The organism is Rheinheimera sp. KL1, assembly GCF_001275035.1.
GTDB classification, from domain to species: domain Bacteria; phylum Pseudomonadota; class Gammaproteobacteria; order Enterobacterales; family Alteromonadaceae; genus Pararheinheimera; species Pararheinheimera tangshanensis.
In genome coordinates this window covers 149225-165251 of record NZ_LAMX01000018.1, presented here as the reverse complement: position 1 = coordinate 165251, position 16027 = coordinate 149225, and the positions used below count along the sequence as shown (strand labels likewise).

General features: G+C 46.1%; 17 protein-coding genes. 4 read left to right on the top strand and 13 right to left on the bottom strand.

The features are described from left to right. Window positions 1–104: 104 nt before the first annotated feature. From trpS to rpe, 3 genes are read right to left on the bottom strand one after another with little or no spacing between them, the layout of a single operon-like run. Window positions 105–1136, bottom strand: a complete 1032-nt coding sequence (trpS, locus tag WH43_RS09520; protein WP_053424375.1) for a tryptophan--tRNA ligase — start codon at window positions 1134–1136, stop codon at window positions 105–107. Continuing rightward, window positions 1137–1820: a phosphoglycolate phosphatase gene (locus tag WH43_RS09515; protein WP_053424374.1), complete on the bottom strand. Its 684-nt coding sequence runs from the start codon at window positions 1818–1820 to the stop codon at window positions 1137–1139. After that, entirely contained in the window at window positions 1820–2494 is a 675-nt protein-coding gene (gene rpe / locus WH43_RS09510; RefSeq protein WP_053424373.1) for a ribulose-phosphate 3-epimerase, read from the bottom strand. The genes WH43_RS09515 and rpe overlap by 1 nt, the downstream gene beginning before the upstream one ends. Before the next feature lie 240 nt (window positions 2495–2734). Here rpe and WH43_RS09505 point away from each other — a divergent pair, with 240 nt between their 5' ends. The 3 genes from WH43_RS09505 (at window position 2735) to WH43_RS21080 (ending at window position 4119) form a co-directional block, all read left to right on the top strand. Beyond that, on the top strand, window positions 2735–3487 hold the full coding sequence (locus WH43_RS09505) for a TorF family putative porin (RefSeq protein WP_053424372.1): 753 nt from the start codon (window positions 2735–2737) through the stop codon (window positions 3485–3487). Between the two features lie 168 nt (window positions 3488–3655). Next, the gene (locus WH43_RS09500) at window positions 3656–3922 is read left to right on the top strand and encodes a hypothetical protein (RefSeq protein ID WP_053424371.1); all 267 of its coding nucleotides are present in this window, start codon (window positions 3656–3658) and stop codon (window positions 3920–3922) included. A 2-nt stretch (window positions 3923–3924) separates the two neighbouring features. After that, window positions 3925–4119, top strand: coding sequence for a DUF2970 domain-containing protein (locus WH43_RS21080; protein WP_082335734.1), 195 nt, complete (start codon window positions 3925–3927; stop codon window positions 4117–4119). On the opposite strand, the gene WH43_RS09495 is transcribed toward WH43_RS21080, so the two are convergent. The 10 genes from WH43_RS09495 to WH43_RS09455 all read right to left on the bottom strand — a co-directional run bounded on the left by WH43_RS09495 (window position 4038) and on the right by WH43_RS09455 (window position 13092). Further along, entirely contained in the window at window positions 4038–4937 is a 900-nt protein-coding gene (locus WH43_RS09495) for a Dam family site-specific DNA-(adenine-N6)-methyltransferase (RefSeq protein WP_053424370.1), read from the bottom strand. The genes WH43_RS21080 and WH43_RS09495 overlap by 82 nt on opposite strands. A 36-nt stretch (window positions 4938–4973) precedes the next feature. After that, window positions 4974–6713, bottom strand: coding sequence for an SPOR domain-containing protein (locus WH43_RS09490; protein ID WP_053424369.1), 1740 nt, complete (start codon window positions 6711–6713; stop codon window positions 4974–4976). Window positions 6714–6777: 64 nt separating this feature from the next. Beyond that, window positions 6778–7845 (bottom strand): 3-dehydroquinate synthase, encoded by a 1068-nt coding sequence (aroB, locus tag WH43_RS09485; RefSeq protein WP_053424368.1) that lies wholly within the window; start codon window positions 7843–7845, stop codon window positions 6778–6780. A gap of 38 nt (window positions 7846–7883) precedes the next feature. Continuing rightward, window positions 7884–8402, bottom strand: a complete 519-nt coding sequence (gene aroK / locus WH43_RS09480; RefSeq protein ID WP_008900467.1) for a shikimate kinase AroK — start codon at window positions 8400–8402, stop codon at window positions 7884–7886. A 158-nt stretch (window positions 8403–8560) separates the two neighbouring features. Beyond that, window positions 8561–10222: a type IV pilus secretin PilQ gene (locus tag WH43_RS09475; RefSeq protein ID WP_286049623.1), complete on the bottom strand. Its 1662-nt coding sequence runs from the start codon at window positions 10220–10222 to the stop codon at window positions 8561–8563. A 60-nt stretch (window positions 10223–10282) separates the two neighbouring features. After that, complete coding sequence (locus WH43_RS09470) at window positions 10283–10693, bottom strand: pilus assembly protein PilP (RefSeq protein ID WP_053424366.1); 411 nt, start codon at window positions 10691–10693, stop codon at window positions 10283–10285. After that, on the bottom strand, window positions 10690–10827 hold the full coding sequence (locus WH43_RS20600) for a hypothetical protein (RefSeq protein WP_286049622.1): 138 nt from the start codon (window positions 10825–10827) through the stop codon (window positions 10690–10692). Before WH43_RS20600 ends, WH43_RS09470 begins: the two co-directional genes overlap by 4 nt. Next, a complete protein-coding gene (locus WH43_RS09465; protein ID WP_053424365.1) occupies window positions 10824–11423 on the bottom strand; it encodes a type IV pilus inner membrane component PilO in 600 nt (199 codons plus the stop codon). Before WH43_RS09465 ends, WH43_RS20600 begins: the two co-directional genes overlap by 4 nt. Continuing rightward, window positions 11420–12025 (bottom strand): PilN domain-containing protein, encoded by a 606-nt coding sequence (locus WH43_RS09460; protein WP_053424364.1) that lies wholly within the window; start codon window positions 12023–12025, stop codon window positions 11420–11422. The genes WH43_RS09465 and WH43_RS09460 overlap by 4 nt, the downstream gene beginning before the upstream one ends. Beyond that, a complete protein-coding gene (locus tag WH43_RS09455; protein WP_053424363.1) occupies window positions 12013–13092 on the bottom strand; it encodes a pilus assembly protein PilM in 1080 nt (359 codons plus the stop codon). The genes WH43_RS09460 and WH43_RS09455 overlap by 13 nt, the downstream gene beginning before the upstream one ends. A 150-nt stretch (window positions 13093–13242) precedes the next feature. Here WH43_RS09455 and WH43_RS09450 point away from each other — a divergent pair, with 150 nt between their 5' ends. Then, window positions 13243–15867, top strand: a complete 2625-nt coding sequence (locus tag WH43_RS09450) for a penicillin-binding protein 1A (RefSeq protein ID WP_053424362.1) — start codon at window positions 13243–13245, stop codon at window positions 15865–15867. Window positions 15868–16027 lie beyond the last annotated feature (160 nt).

The window sequence follows — 16027 nt, the reverse complement described above, 5'->3', positions numbered from 1 at the left end:
GCCTAAGGTATTGCAGTTACAGGAAGACCGCAGGAATTTGGTTATCCAATCTGACTGGGAGGAGCAGACCAAATCACAAAGCTGCGGCTTCAGGTACAAGGGTTTTAGCCTGGTAACACAAAACCCACAGCATCATAGACTTTCTCAAGCGTCACAGCAGCGCGAGCCCTGGCCTCTGCGGCGCCTTGTTTTAGCACTTGATTCATCAAGCTTTGATCCTGACGAATTTCATGGAACTTCGCCTGTACAGGTTCCAACAGTGCAATGACAGCATCCGCCACATCGCCTTTTAAATGACCGTACATCTTGCCTTCGTACTCAGCGACCAGACTATCAATCGACTTACCTGTTACCCCACTTAAAATACTTAAAAGGTTGGCAACACCCGCTTTGTTCTCCAGATCATAAGCCACACGAGGTGGATCCTCTGAGTCTGTCATGGCCTTTTTGAATTTCTTGCTGATCATCTTTGGATCTTCGAGCAAACCGACAAAATTCCATGGATTCTCATCCGACTTGGACATTTTTTTCGTCGGCTCCTGCAAACTCATGACCCGTGCCGCTACTCCAGGAATATAAGGTTCTGGCACGGTAAAAATCTCACCATGCAAGGCATTAAAACGGTTAGCAATATCACGAGCCAACTCCAGATGCTGCTTCTGATCATGGCCAACCGGGATTTGATGCGCGTTATAAACCAGAATATCGGCCGCCATCAGCACAGGGTAAGTAAATAAACCTGCATTGACGTTATTGGCATGGCGTTCAGACTTGTCTTTAAATTGCGTCATGCGGCTGAGTTCACCAAACTGCGTATAACAATTAAGTATCCAGTTTAGTTGGCTGTGCTCTGGTACATGAGACTGCATAAAGACGCTGGAGCGGTTTGGGTCTATACCGCAGGCCAGATACAATGCCAGACTGTCGAGTGAGGCACTACGCAGAGCCGCAGGGTCCTGACGCACTGTAATAGCATGCAGATCCACAATACAGTACAAACAGTCATAGTCATCCTGCATCCTGTCCCACTGACGCAAAGCACCAAGATAATTGCCTATGGTAAGCTGGCCTGAAGGCTGAGCACCACTAAGTACTATAGGTTTTGCTTTTGGTATCATGGATTTTGACTCTGACATCTATCTTTCCTGTTCTAAACTAGAGATGGCATCCGGTAGCTGAGAAAAACTTTCCAACACCAGATCCGGCTTACTATGCGCAATGGATTGGCCGTGATTATACCCGTAGCTCAGCGCAATAACAGGCATACCAGCAGCACGGGCCGCAAATATATCGTTTTCTGAATCCCCTACCAGCAAAATATCCGCGGGTAAAAGCTCCTGTTGTCTGGCCAGAGCCAACAGCATATCGGGTTCAGGTTTAGCGCGAGCGACATCGTCCGCACACCAGACTGCCTTAAACAGATGCGCTATGTTCAAATGCTGCAATAAAGGTTCGGTGAATTGCCGTGGTTTATTAGTCACTAAAGCTAAGGGATAACTCTGACTGAGCTGTGCTAATACTTCAGGAACCTGATCAAACAGGCGGGTCACTGAACCATTGCTTTGTCGATAAAAACCGATAAATAACTGCTGAGCCTGTTCAAACTCTCTGGCATCGTATCGGCTGGGATAAAGCTCGCCTGTTAATGCTCTTTTAATCAGCATCGCCATGCCGTTGCCAAGCCAATGCTGAACCTGCATCAGACTGACCTGCGCTTTGCCAAGCCTAGCCATCATCTGATTTAAGGCAGGTAAAATATCGGGGGCACTGTCGACCAAAGTGCCATCTAAATCAAAGGCTAATAACTGAAAAGGCTGCACTAGTTCACTCCAGCCAGTTCAGCTCTCATCTGATCAATTACGTGTTGATAATCGCTCTGGCTGAAAATAGCAGAACCGGCCACAAAAGTATCTGCACCTGCTTCTGCTATCTCGCGAATATTTTCTACCTTCACGCCACCATCAATTTCCAGCCGGATGGGTAAGCCACTCTGATCGATGATCTGACGGGCTTGTTGCAGTTTTTTTAAGGTCGAGGGAATAAAAGACTGACCGCCAAACCCAGGGTTGACCGACATCAACAGCACTAAGTCCACTTTATCCAGTACATAGTCTAAGTATGTGAGCGGTGTCGCCGGATTAAACACCAAACCTGCTTTACAGCCCTGCTGGCGGATCAATTGCAAAGTGCGGTCAACATGCTTCGACGCCTCCGGATGAAAACTAATAATAGAAGCGCCGGCTGCCGCAAAAGCGGGCACCAGACTATCGACATTCTCAACCATCAGATGCACATCCACAGGTGCGGTGATGCCATAGTTTCGCAAAGCACTGCAAATCATTGGGCCAAAAGTTAAGTTCGGCACATAGTGATTATCCATCACATCAAAATGCACAACGTCTGCCCCAGCTGTTAAAACGCGACTAACATCTTCGCCCAGACGGGCAAAATCTGCGGATAAAATTGACGGAGCAATCCAATTCGGCTGACGCATCTGATCTCCAAAAAACTAGTGTGAGAAAGCAAAACCCAGACTTTACTGAATCGCTCAGGAAAAATCATCTTTGTCGCCAGCACCTTATGCACAACAAACAGGCAACAACGCACCAACTTTGCACACAAATAATACAACCTTGTAAAAAAAAATATCTATCCATCTGATTTTATTAAGAATACTGCAATGGCACAAAAAATGGACTGTATTGACGGGAACTCATAGATAAGGGCAAATAAAATGACAAAAAAAGTAACACTGGGATCAAAAGCAACAAGTAAAACAATTCGCCGTAGCCTCATCGCATTATGTATTGCAGGCAGCAGTTTCGGTGTAAGTGCGGCCAGCCTGACCGGCAACGTCGCCTTAACCTCCGATTATTTATTCCGCGGTATCTCTCAGACAGATGAAGGCCCGGCTGTACAGGGTGGTTTTACATTAAGCGGTGAATCAGGCTTTTATTTGTCAACCTGGGGTTCAAATATCAAGTTCGGCGAAGGCAGTATGGAGCTGGATATTTTAGCGGGCTGGACTGGCGCCTTAAATGACAGCTGGAATGTTGACGTTGGTGTGATGCAATACCGTTATCCAAAAGGTGACAACGCTGTTGACGAATTTAATTTCTACGAAGGTTATGCCAAGTTCTTTTATGACAGCTGGACTTTAGGTGTCGCCTATTCCCCCGATTATTTTGGCACTGGTGTCGATGATTATTACTACTTGTCCGCCGACTACAAATACAGTCTGGTAGAAAACGTTGCCTTGGATTTACACTTTGGCTACAACGCTTTTGAAGACGAAGCTGAGTTTGAAACCTTTTTAGCTGCGGGTCCTGTTGATAGCGACACCTATATCGACTGGAGTATCGGTTTTAGCACCGAAGTATTAGGTGCTGGTGTGTCACTGAAATATGCAGACACAGACATAGATGGTTCTGCAGAATGTAATCTGTGTGATGGCCGTGCTGTACTGACTTTAAGCAAAACCTTCTGATCCTTGCTGGGATAAAGCCTTTGGCTTTGTCCCTTTTTACTTTTCTGCTGGGCCAACATGCAAATCAACATAAAGTGACTTTTGTCACTGGCAGATTAAGTTATAAACTTGTAACTTGTTCTGAACTTGAGTATCATCCAGCACATAATTCAACCAGTTGAGGTTCGCATGAAGCAACTAGCAAATCGCAAAATAGTGCCCGTAGTGGTCATTAGTTTGTGTCTTGGTTTTATTGCTCATCAGCACACAGCGTCCTCTAACGAATTATGTCAGGCTGCAGTTCAGGCCGATCCCGCAAAACCTCTGGCGATCAGCTCCTTGTGTAAACCTTCTCAGCAAAGCTGGTTCAGTTGGTTACAAGGCAATAGCCGTTCCACCCAATTCCATTTTGTTGATTTACTCGAGTTACTCAATCGTTTTGACCGCAGAGGTTAAACATGGCAAAAGCCCCTGGCTTTAAGCAAGTACTCAAAGCTGTTTTCGGAGCTTTTGTTGGAGTTCAATCTGAACAACAACGTCAACAAGACTTTCAAACAACGACCATTTTGCCTTATTTAGTGGCAGGGATTTTCGCTGTCGTTGTCTTTGTTGCACTGCTGTTAGTGCTGGTCAGTTGGGTTGTAGCGCTCTGAGTCGCTGTTGCATAAAGTGCAAAAAGCTCAGCGACCTTGCCACGACTTGCACCTTTTTGGCTAATTGAACGCCCAACCTGAATCGAAGTTAACTTCGCCTTTTCATACAACTTGCGGGTTAAGGTGGTATCGTGATTACTGATCACCACACTGACACCGCGGCTTTGGCATGTTTCCGCCAGATTAGCCAGTTCAGCCTGATCATCTAAATCAAAGCTATTTTTAGCGTACGAAGTAAAACTCGCAGTGCGGCTCAAGGGCACATAAGGTGGATCACAATACACCACAGCAGGCGAATCAATTTGTTGCATCAGTGCGTGGTAATCCATACAGACAAACTTAGCTTTTTGCGCCTTTTCTGCAAAAAACCATAACTCGGCTTCAGGAAAGTAGGGTTTTTTATAGCTGCCAAAAGGTACATTAAATTTACCGCTGCTATTGTAACGGCACAAACCGTTATAGCCATGACGATTTAAATACAAAAATAATAAGGAACGCTGATAGCTGTCTGAACTTTGATTAAACTCTTCCCGCAATGCAAGATAGCTGCTTTTTTCATTGCTGCTTTGTACAAATAAAGTTTGAGCATCGGTAATAAAATCAGCAGGTTTAGTTTGCAACAACTGATAGAGATTAATCAGATCTGCATTGATATCATTCAGCAGATAGGATGAATAATCAGTATTTAAAAACACCGAACCAGCACCAACAAAAGGCTCTACCAGTAAAGGGGCTTTGGGCAGCTGCTGAGATATCGCATCGACTAAATTATATTTACCACCAGCCCATTTCAGGAAAGCTCTGGATTTTTTTAGCATAAGCAAGCCACCTGGGCGCTTTCCAACTGCATCAGATTAGTTCGCATTAGCTGAGCGGATCTCACGCTGAATGTCGCTTAATGGCTTCACAAAAGGCGTTTGTTGCCGTAATTCCTCCGGCAAAGACTTCACTTGTTGACGCGCAGCGCCACCATTGACATAAGAGGCAGACACCACCACAAACTGCGTTTTACCTTGTTGCTGTCGCTTATAAAGCTGTAAGTTTAAACTGGAATACTTTTGTAAAAACTTTTTAGCCGCAGCTTCCTGTGAGAACACACCTAGCTGTATCGCTACAGTATCGGGTAACATTCCCAGCAACACAGTAGCATCATGAGCAGCAGAGCTATCAGAGACTTTAGTATCTGTCACTGCAGGAGTAGGTTCAGGCTCAGGAACAGTTTCAGCTGCATCGGCTGCCATTTCTGCCACCAGATCATTCTGCTCAGTTACCACATCTGCCGCTTGTTGCTGTGCAGGAGTCGCCGCTGCCTGAGGTTCTGGTTCAGTAACCACTGTTTCTTCACCAGCTGCAGGCAACGCAGGGATCACTGGCTGCTCGCGCATAGGTTCAGATTCAATAGTCATAGTAGAGACAATCTGTTTCTGCGGCAGACCATTTTCATCTTTATCGACTTCCTGCTGCACTGTCATACTGGCCGCATCGGAGGTTTTCCCCATAGCCATTTGTGGCATCCCCTGATCGTCTGCATCAGTGTCTGCTTTAGTACTCTCGGTTGCATTTGGACGAGCTGTCGATGTCACATCAGCCGGCAATTCTTGTTTAATTTCGACTGTAGGTTCGAACTGGCGGTCTTGTTGTAAACGAGCTGCAGCGCTTGTCTCTGTGGAAGAAGGGTAATAAGGCACCATATCATCAGCGATAGGTTGACGGAATTGCTGTTCAGTCCATAACCAGAACATCACGACCGCAGCTATTAAACCAAAACCAATGCTCAGCACTAAAAAAGGCGAAAAAAACTGGCCCGAAGCCTGTTTGGCAGATGTTTGTTGCTGCACTGTTCGACTGCTGTAGTCTGTGCGCCGTTCAGTTTCTATAGAGAATGACGGCTGATCATCAGCACTGTCTGTCGCTCGCAAACCTAAAGGATTGTCTTTGACATCGAATTCAAAGCTGTTGTCTGCCGCACTGGCGACAAAAACAGGGGCATTGCTCTCTTCACGCGCAGAAAAGGCCAAAGGTGAAACGGCAGGTTCAGCTTTTGGCTTAGGAGCAGGAGCAACTTTACGGGGAGGAGTCGCATTCAATCCATGCAACAACAAATGCAAGTCACCAGCACAGTCTTCAATGCGTTCGCGTTGTTCACGACCTGCCAAATTATAGGGCTCGAGTAGCTCTGCCGCTTCTGCTTCAGTAAAGGCAGGGATATTCATTGCCAGACGAATATCAGTTTTTGCCTTTAAACAGCTGACAAAAACACTGACTGGCAACTGTTGGATCAGCTTCCAGCTGGCTTCACTTAGTTGGTCGGCATCGTCAATCAGCAGCAGGTACTGTTCAGCTTTGTTAAATTGCGCCACAAACTCAGACAAAGTCCGCGGCGTAGCGACTGCACCAATCCATTGCTGTTGCATCACTTTTAATACATCGACGGGAGCCAGACTGGCATCAGCCTGCAATAAGGCCACATTAAACTGCTCTGAACAAATTTCAGCTAAGGTCAGGATCAAAGTAGACTTCCCGCTGCCACTGGACCCCACCAATTGCAGACGGTCCGGCTGATTAAACTCCAGCTGCAACAACAGGCGTTGCAATAACTGTCGCTGGGAGCTAAAAGGCCTGAATACTGGGTTAAACGCTGTTGTAGAGCTTGTTTACTCATATACTGAAGAGAGCCATTAATTCTTGTTCGGTCACATCATCGACTATTGCACTTTGTCCCAGAGCCGTAGGAACAATAAAGCGCATTTTGCCAGCCTGTACTTTTTTATCTGTTTTCATATAGGGCATAAAGTCTGCAATGCTCATTTGTGCCGGAGGCGCCACAGGCAAATCAAAAGCAGACAATAAACCCATTATACGTTGTAATTCTTCATGGTTCAGAGCACCACGACTTACTGCAAGTTGTGACGCCATCACCATACCCACAGCCACAGCCTCGCCGTGCAACCATTGACCGTAACCTAAAAAGGCTTCAATCGCATGGCCAAAGGTATGGCCTAAATTTAATAAGGCCCGTTCGCCCTGCTCAGTTTCATCCCGGCTGACAATGTCGGCTTTCATCTGGCAACAATGCTGGATCATTTCACCTAAAACAGCAGGTTGCAGCTCACGGATAGCCTGTTGATTTTGCTCCAGCCAATTGAAAAATACCAGGTCGCTGATCAGCGCATACTTGATCACTTCCGCCATACCGGCAGCAAATTCAGAGGCAGGTAAAGAGCTTAAAACAGAGGTGTTAATCAGCACCAGATCAGGTTGCTTAAAAGCCCCTATCATGTTTTTCCCCAGCGGATGATTGACCGCTGTTTTCCCACCCACTGAAGAATCCACCTGAGATAACAAAGTGGTAGGAATTTGAATAAAGCGCACACCACGCTGATAACAAGCCGCGACAAAACCTGTCAGATCGCCAATGACGCCGCCACCCAAAGCCACGAGTAACACATCGCGGTTGACTTTGTGCTCAAGTAAAAAGGACATCACCTGCTCAAAAGAGTGAAGAGTTTTGTAGGCTTCGCCGTCAGGTAAAATAAAGGAGTGAACTGTTGAATCAGGAAATAATGCAGTGACGGCAGGCAAATACAGCCCTGCAACCACTGGATTAGAAATAATCACCACCTGACGGGCTTTAGGTAAAAACTCCGTCAGAGACTGATTAAATAACTGGGGACTAATCAGGATAGGGTAGCTGCGCTCTCCAAGTTGTACTGCAACTTTTTGCATCAACAGCTCTCCTTATATCCCTGAAAAGTTATCTCAAACTAGAAACCAAGTTGTTCAACGATTTGATTCGCCACTGAACGGGCACTTTGCTCATCTGTACGTACGGTAAAGTCAGCGATCTCTTCATACAGAGGATTACGCTCAGCCGCCAGACGTTCCAGCACCTCTTTTGGTGCTTCTTCGGTTTGTAACAACGGACGTCTTTTGTCACGTTGAGTACGGGCCACTTGTTTCTCTATAGGGGTTTCTAAATAAACCACTATGCCACGCGCGGATAAACGGTTGCGGGTTTCTTTGCTCAGCACTGAGCCACCACCAGTCGCCAGTACTATGCCTTGTAATTCTGTTAAGTCCGAGATCACGTTCTCTTCGCGAACACGGAATCCCTCTTCGCCTTCCAGATCAAATACCCAGGCTATATCTGCACCAGTGCGGCGTTCAATTTCCTGATCTGAGTCGTAGAATTCGAGATGAAGCATGTCTGCTAAATGACGGCCAATTGTACTTTTGCCTGCACCCATTGGGCCTACCAGGAAGATATTGCGTTTTTCTGCCATAGTTCGTAATGCTGCTGCGCTAACTTAGAAGGTTAATTTCAGGACCCGAAAGCTCCCACGAAAATTTGAAGCGGTGAATTATGTCAGCAATCAGCTTGGCTTGGCAAGCTAATTTTCTGCCGGAGCCAGCGTCAGCTCCGGCCTTAGGTTGGTGCCTTTTATAAACTTTCAGTCAGAATTTTTGGGGTAACAAAAATCAGTAATTCGGTTTTTTCATTAAAGTCATTACGGCGTTTAAATAAATTTCCTACATAGGGAATGTCACCCAAAACCGGCACCTTTGAGGTGGTATTGGTCATCTGCTGTTGATAAATGCCACCCAGGACCACTGTAGCCCCATTATCAACCAAAACCTGAGTTTGAATACGCTGAGTGTCAATGGCCTGAGCCGGGCCATTGCCTGTCGACACAGTTTCACCGCGGGTATCCTGAGTGATTTCTAAATCCAGAATAATTTTGTTGTCCGGTGTAATTTGCGGTGTCACTTCCAGACTTAAGACCGCCTTTTTAAAGGTGACTGTGGTAGCGCCACTGCTGGATGCTTCCAGATAAGGAATTTCAGTACCCTGCTCGATCCGGGCTTTTTTCTGATTCGCCGTGGTAATACGTGGGCTGGCAATAATTTCGCCTTTGTTCTCCTGCTCCAAAGCGGAGAGTTCCAGGTCCAGCAAAGTGCCATCAGCAAACTTTGTGACATGAAAAGCGATACTGCCAGCGGGATTAGCCACAGGTAAGTTGACATTCCATCTGTCGTTTAACGCTGGCACAGTGCCCCCCGCCAGATTATTCGCGCCCGGCGCTGTGCCGGACCAGGCCTTATCATTTTGCTGATCGCTAAAGCCCCAGCGTAAGCCAATTTCGTCCCTTACATTGTCTTTGACTGTCACCATACGGGATTCAATCAGCACCTGTTTCACAGGTACATCAAGCCGGCGCAATAAACGTCGCACATTTTCGATAGTGGTCGCCGTATCTTTCACCAATAAAGTATTAGTTCTGTCGTCCACTGCTACATTGCCTCGGGCCGACAATAAAGTCGCTTCTTTGTTATTTAACAATGCTGCTATATCTGCCGCTTTGGCGTAGTTAATAGCTAGAAATTCTGACATCAGAGGCTCTAATTGCTCAACCTGCTGTTGAGCCTGTAGCTCTTTGGCTTCGCGTGCAGCCAGCTCATCCGACGGCGCTATCATCAGAATGTTGCCATCCATGCGTTTATCCAGCCCACGTACTTTCAGTACTATATCCAGTGCTTGATCCCAGGGCGTGCCGTCCAGCCGTAAGGTGATATTGCCAGTGACTGAGTCGCTGGTGACCAGATTAAAGCCATTGTAATCCGCAATAATCTGCAGCACAGTGCGAACCGGAATATCCTGAAAATTCAAAGAAATAGCTCGACCTACATACTGGCCAGCTGCCACTGATTTACTTTGTTCAGCCGATTTTTTCTGCACGATAAGATGAAACACCTCGTCGACTTGCTGGTAGCTGTAAGTAAAAGCATCAAGAGTTTCAATCACTAATCTGGCTTTGTTGCCTTCACGGAAGGTTTCAATGCCTTTGACCACAGTTGCAAAATCCAGTACGTCCAGTTGGTACAACAACTCATCACTAATTTTTGTGTCATGAAAATCGAGCTGAATCTGGTCGTTTTTCTCCACTACATCTACAGCAGCCGAATTTTGTTGCAAAAACACCAGGACTTTAGCTTCGCCTTGTTCACCCCGACGAAAGTCTATTGAATCAATTTCATTAATAAAATCTTTGCCAGCCTGCCCTGCTGAGGCAAAAAAGCTGGTGAGCAAAACGCAAAACAGCATGAGTTGACAACAATGGAGGAGCCTGTCGCCTGTTGTAATGTTTCTCATCATTCAGCTCGCTCAGTTAGTTTCGGCAGCATCAATGGACGCCTCCAATAGTTGTAATTTGCTGTTTCTCTGCACAGTACAGCCACTGCCATCAGGAATAAATTCTGTTATCTCAATATAGTCAGGCTTCACTGCAACCACCCTGCCATGAAATAAACCTAATCTGTCGTTGAGACCTATCCTGTGCATACTTTGATCGGAGGCTTCAATTAAAGCCCATAATTGATCGGCATGACCTAAAGTTCCGCGCATGGTTAAGTTGTCTATCGCGTAGTGTTCTAAGGCTTGTTTTTCACGCTGATGATCCAGCTGAATACAACCGGGTTGATGCAGAGCTTGCTGGTTATAGGCTTGTGGCGATGGCAGGCTAAAAGGGCTACGCAATTCAGAGCTGGTGTAGGGTAAATGTTCAAAGTCCTTCACAGGAGGTAAAGGCGGAATTTGAGCCTGGTAGTGGCCTTCACATCCGCCATAAACTGCTGAATATCTGTTGTATCGCTAAAACATCCGCTGAGCGCCAGCAAAGCAGTCAGCATCATAACGGGAGCTTGTTTCATTTTTTCAGCTCCTTGTACCTGTAAGTTTTAGCTATGACGCTAAAACTCTGATTACCCTCTTCCCGGCTTTGGATCACAAAATCATGCAAACTGACAATACGAGGTAACTTAGCGATTTCACTGACAAAATTGCCAATCTGGTGATATTCCCCTATGACTTCAATCTGAATGGGTAATTCGGTGTAGAACTCTTTTTCAATTTCCGGCATCCAATTAATACGGACAAATGTAAGTCCTACTGAGGTACCGGCAAAAGTAATATCATCCAGCATGCCTGGCGTTTCATGGGTCGCCGGTAACTGCTTTAACAACACTGAAAAGGTTTTTTCCATCTCCTGCATTTGCTGCTGGTACAGCTCCAGGTTAATAGCTTTACCGTATTTACTTTGATACTCAAGGCGGAGCTCCTGTTCCTTCTGCAGCTGCGCATCCAGATGACTAACCTGGTCTTTAATCAGCAACAAGTAACTCAATAACATCACAGCAGAAGCAACCACCAAAGCAAAACCGACCTTACCCGTCTTAGGCCATGCCCCCATGTTGTTAAAATCAAGCTCAGCTAAGTCGATATCAGATAAGTTGATATTCAGGCTCATTTTTGCCCCCCTGCTTTGTTGGCCGTTTTGCCTGCAGGTTGTGACGGCAGCGGTGGGGGTTCAGCGCCAACCAGGCGCAAATGCATCTTAAAATCGCTTAATAAACCACTGTCATCTTTACTGGCCTGAATAAACTCCAGCACAGGCTGAGTCAACAAAGGAGATAGCTCAATCACCCTTAATAAGCTGGATAATCTGTTATTCGACTCACTTTTCCCTGTTATGAGTAATCTGTTAAATTTTTTATCCATAGACACCAGATACACACCTGCAGGCACAGTTTTAGCCACCTCATCCATTATTTGAGTGCCCAGGTTTCTGCTACGCTGCAATTGTTCAATCAATGACATACGCTGCTGCAAACCTTCTTTTTGTTTTTCCAGCTCGCGGATTTGGCCGATACGCAGGTTTAAGTGCTTAATTTCCATTTCGAGCAAAGTATTACGACTGATTTGCCCTTCGACACGAGCCTGATATACCCAATAGACCAAAAACATCAGCACAAATGCCAGCACAGCCACTTGCGCTAACACCGTCAGATAATCCATCTGTTGTTGTTTACGGGCAGCTTCACGCCATGGCAGCAGGTTTATTGATGCCATGAAGTAAAACTCCGCAATGCCAGACCTGTTGCGATCATCAGACAAGGCGCTTTTTCAGTCAGTTGCTGACGATTGACCGTCGCAGCGGATTCCATATGCCGGAATGGGTTAGCGACCACGGCCTGGATAGCTAATTCGTCACTGATCAGTTTGTCTATGCCATCCAGTAAGCTGGTACCGCCACTCACCAATAAATAATCAACCTGCTCTTTACCACTGGTGGTCAGGTACATTTGAATAGCACGACGAATTTGTTGTAATAACATGGTCTGAAAAGGCGCAAGCACTTCAAAGCTATAACTCGGGGGCAAATCGGCCAGAATTTTCGCCTGCTCAGCTTCTTCGTAAGTTTTATTGTAGTAATGCATAATGCTGCGGCTGTACTGCTCACCACCAAAGGCGATGTCTCTGGTATAAAGATTTTTATCACCTTCCACTATGCTCAACAGTGTCATAGTGGCGCCAACATCCAACACCGCCACTACTTTTTCTGCTGCATCTTCCGGCAATTGATCCAAACATAATTCAGCAGCCCGACTTAAAGCAGAACTTTCGACATCTATCACTTTGGCAGTAAAACCGGCAGATTCTAATGCGGTCACCCTTGCCTGCACACTTTCGGTGCGGGCAGCGCTGAGCAGCACATTAACTTTACTGGGATCCGTTTCATTGATCTCTAGCCGCTCGAAATCTAAACTGACTTCATTTAGCGGATACGGAATTAAACTATCGGCTTCCAGTTCAATCTGACGGGCTAATTCAGCATCTGTTAAACTGGCATCCATAAAAATCACTTTACTGATCACCAGAGAACCCGACACAGCTGCAGCTGCATACTTAATTGATTTATCTATCTTTTTTCTAATATTCAATAAGGCATCTGCGACGGCTTCTATGTCCTGAATTTCACGATCGACCATTGTGCCTTTCAGCATAGGTTCTATTGCAAAGGCTTCTACTTTATAATGCTGGTTGTGCTGGCTTAATAACACAGCTTTCACAGCATGTGAGCCAATATCGACCCCTAAGATCAAAGCTTTTTTGGTTTGAAACAGAGTGCTTCGCATAGCGTCCTGTACACAGGTCAATGATTTCTATTGAACTTCTGTCAAGAGCTTAGTCGTTTCGTAAAAAATTGCGTAGGGTCGACAAATAGCTTTTAAAAAAAACAGACTGACATTCCCGTCAGCCCCGAAAATATACATTGAGGTTCATCAGTGTCGTGGTTTAAAAAACTAATCATTCTGTTGATTGCAGGTGCTTTTTCCGTTGTGGCTTTGGTTGCGGCGAGTTACTGGTATGTAAAAGATGACTTGCCAAGTGTGGCCACATTAAAAGACGTCAAACTGCAAACACCTATGCGTGTTTTTAGTCAGGACGGAGAGCTGATTTCACAGTTTGGTGAAAAGCGCCGTATTCCGTTAACACTGGAAGAAATGCCTGACTTACTGATTAAAGCTGTGCTGGCCACGGAAGATAACCGCTTTTATGAGCATCCGGGCATTGATGTCATTGGTATGTTCCGCGCTGCGACTGTAGTGGCATTCAGTGGTGAAGCCAAACAAGGCGCCAGTACTATTACTCAGCAATTAGCACGGGTATTTTTTCTGACCCGTGAGAAAAAGCTGATCCGTAAAATTAAAGAAATCTTTTTGGCTTTACGTATCGAACAAGAACTGACCAAAGACGAAATTCTGGAGCTGTATTTAAACAAAATTGAGTTAGGTCAGCGCTCTTTTGGTGTCGGTGCTGCAGCCCAGGTCTATTTCGGTAAAAACATTCAGGATTTAACTTTATCCGAAATCGCTATTATTGCCGGCTTGCCGCAAGGTCCTTCGGTATTAAACCCGGTCCGCTCACCAAGTCGTGCCCGTGCCCGTCGCAATATAGTGCTGGGTCGTATGCTGAATGAGGGCTACATCACTCAGGCTCAGTATGATGAAGCATTACAAGAACCTATTTTATCCAAACTACATGGTGCACAGATCACAGCATCTGCACCTTATATTGCAGAGATGGTGCGTCAGGAAGTGGTGGATAAATACGGCGAAGAGGAAGCCTATTCCAAGGGCTTTCAGGTATTTACCACCGTAGACTCCAGATTGCAGGGTAAAGCTGTCGCTGCAGTACAAAAAAATGTGGTGGGCTATGACGAGCGCCACGGCTACCGTGGCCCTGTCGCGACTTTATGGCAAGCCAACCCTGAACCACAAGCGGATGGTTCTGTAAAGTTTGTGGAAAAAGATCGTCTGAGCGATGAAGCTATTCTGGCTTATCTGGATAGCCAGGATGGACTGGAAGATTTAATTCCTGCGGTGATCACTGAAGTATCAGGCCAACAAGCCGAAGCCATTTTATCGGGTGGCCGCAAAATCAGCCTGTCCTGGCAAGGTCTGAGCTGGGCCCGTGCTTTTATCAGCCACGACAGACAAAGCCATCCGCCTAAAGCCGCAGCTGATGTGTTAGCACCAGGTATGCATGTGTTAGTGCGTCCTTCTGCGGGAGAGTGGCGTTTAGGCCAAATTCCAGGAGTCAGTGGCGCTATTGTGGCCATCAACCCAAAAGATGGCGCAGTACAAGCTTTGGTTGGTGGCTACAGTTTTGCCATGACCCAGTTTAACCGAGCCACTCAGGCCAACCGTCAGGTCGGTTCCAATATTAAACCTTTTATTTATTCAGCTGCTTTGGAATCTAATCTGACACTGGCGACTTTGATGAATGACGCCCCTATTCATGAATGGGATGAAGGAGCCAATCAGGCATGGCGTCCCAAAAATTCACCTGAAGTGTATGACGGCGCTATTCGTATTCGTGAAGCCTTAGCCAAATCGAAGAACGTAGTAGCGGTGCGCTTATTAAGAACTGTTGGAGTAGAAAAAACCCGTCAGCATCTGACAAAGTTTGGTTTCAGAGAAAAAGACTTACCCCACAGTGAAACTCTGGCGTTAGGTTCTGCCTCCTTAACCCCGCTGGAACTGGCAACAGGTTACGCGGTATTCGCTAATGGCGGTTATTTGGTCAAGCCTTATGTCATTACCAAAATTCTGGATGATCAGAACAACCTGATCTTCGAGCATGTGCCTGTATCTGTTTGTCCTGAATGTGAACAGCAAGACTTGGCGGCCCGTGCCGCAAAAGAAGCGCCGGCTTTGGCTGAAACTGCAGATCCAGAAACCGCAGATCCTGAAGCTCAACTCGAAGCGACGTTTGCCGAACAAACCGCAACGACAGAACAAGCGACTGTCGCACCAGCACCAGCTTATGCACCACGGGTGTTATCGGCGCAAAATGCTTTTTTAATTGCGGACGCGCTAAAAAGCTCTATCTGGGGTGGTGGTGACTGGAAAGCAGGGACAGGCTGGAACGGCACAGCTTATAAATTGAAAGAGCTAAAACGTCAGGATTTATCCGGCAAAACCGGTACCACCAATGATGTAAAAGACGCCTGGTTCTCCGGTTTTTCACCTGATTTAGTGGTGACATCCTGGGTCGGTTTTGATGATGCGGAAAGCCGGTTAGGTAAAACGGCCTGGAATAACAATCTGGGTAAAGATCAGGTCGCAGGCGGTGAGTCGGGCGCAAAAACCGCATTACCAGCCTGGCAGGAATTTATGGGGTTTGCGTTAAAAGATAAACCACAGGTTTTTGTACAACCTCCCGTAGGTATTACTTCAGTGCGCATTGATTTAAAAACAGGTTTGCTGACTCAGGCGACTGATAACAGCAGTGGTTTTGAGTTTTTTATTCAGGGCACAGAACCTAAAACTTATGTCAATTCGTCGGTCCAACAGTTGCCCACGCAGAATAATCAGCAACAACAGGAAGAAATCGAGTTGTTCTGATCGCGGTCTGTTGTACGTAGTGAAAGGTCGCTTTTAAGCGGCCTTTTTTATTCCGGCTTCGCAACTATTTAACTATCACATCAAGTTATTTATATCTGCTTACAACTACAACTGAATTTTCTGCGCTGAAACCAGTCTGATAATAACTAACAATAATTCA

Bases quoted from the DNA above. Each gene is read 5' to 3' on its own strand.
- WH43_RS09460 (WP_053424364.1), bottom strand. From the start codon at position 12,025: ATGGCATCAATAAACCTGCTGCCATGGCGTGAAGCTGCCCGTAAACAA.
- aroB (WP_053424368.1), bottom strand. From the start codon at position 7,845: ATGCAAAAAGTTGCAGTACAACTTGGAGAGCGCAGCTACCCTATCCTG.
- WH43_RS09500 (WP_053424371.1), top strand. From the start codon at position 3,656: ATGAAGCAACTAGCAAATCGCAAAATAGTGCCCGTAGTGGTCATTAGT.
- WH43_RS09495 (WP_053424370.1), bottom strand. From the start codon at position 4,937: ATGCTAAAAAAATCCAGAGCTTTCCTGAAATGGGCTGGTGGTAAATAT.
- WH43_RS21080 (WP_082335734.1), top strand. From the start codon at position 3,925: ATGGCAAAAGCCCCTGGCTTTAAGCAAGTACTCAAAGCTGTTTTCGGA.
- WH43_RS09505 (WP_053424372.1), top strand. From the start codon at position 2,735: ATGACAAAAAAAGTAACACTGGGATCAAAAGCAACAAGTAAAACAATT.
- WH43_RS09455 (WP_053424363.1), bottom strand. From the start codon at position 13,092: ATGCGAAGCACTCTGTTTCAAACCAAAAAAGCTTTGATCTTAGGGGTC.
- trpS (WP_053424375.1), bottom strand. From the start codon at position 1,136: ATGTCAGAGTCAAAATCCATGATACCAAAAGCAAAACCTATAGTACTT.
- rpe (WP_053424373.1), bottom strand. From the start codon at position 2,494: ATGCGTCAGCCGAATTGGATTGCTCCGTCAATTTTATCCGCAGATTTT.
- WH43_RS09465 (WP_053424365.1), bottom strand. From the start codon at position 11,423: ATGAGCCTGAATATCAACTTATCTGATATCGACTTAGCTGAGCTTGAT.
- WH43_RS09475 (WP_286049623.1), bottom strand. From the start codon at position 10,222: ATGCTGTTTTGCGTTTTGCTCACCAGCTTTTTTGCCTCAGCAGGGCAG.
- WH43_RS20600 (WP_286049622.1), bottom strand. From the start codon at position 10,827: ATGAAACAAGCTCCCGTTATGATGCTGACTGCTTTGCTGGCGCTCAGC.
- aroK (WP_008900467.1), bottom strand. From the start codon at position 8,402: ATGGCAGAAAAACGCAATATCTTCCTGGTAGGCCCAATGGGTGCAGGC.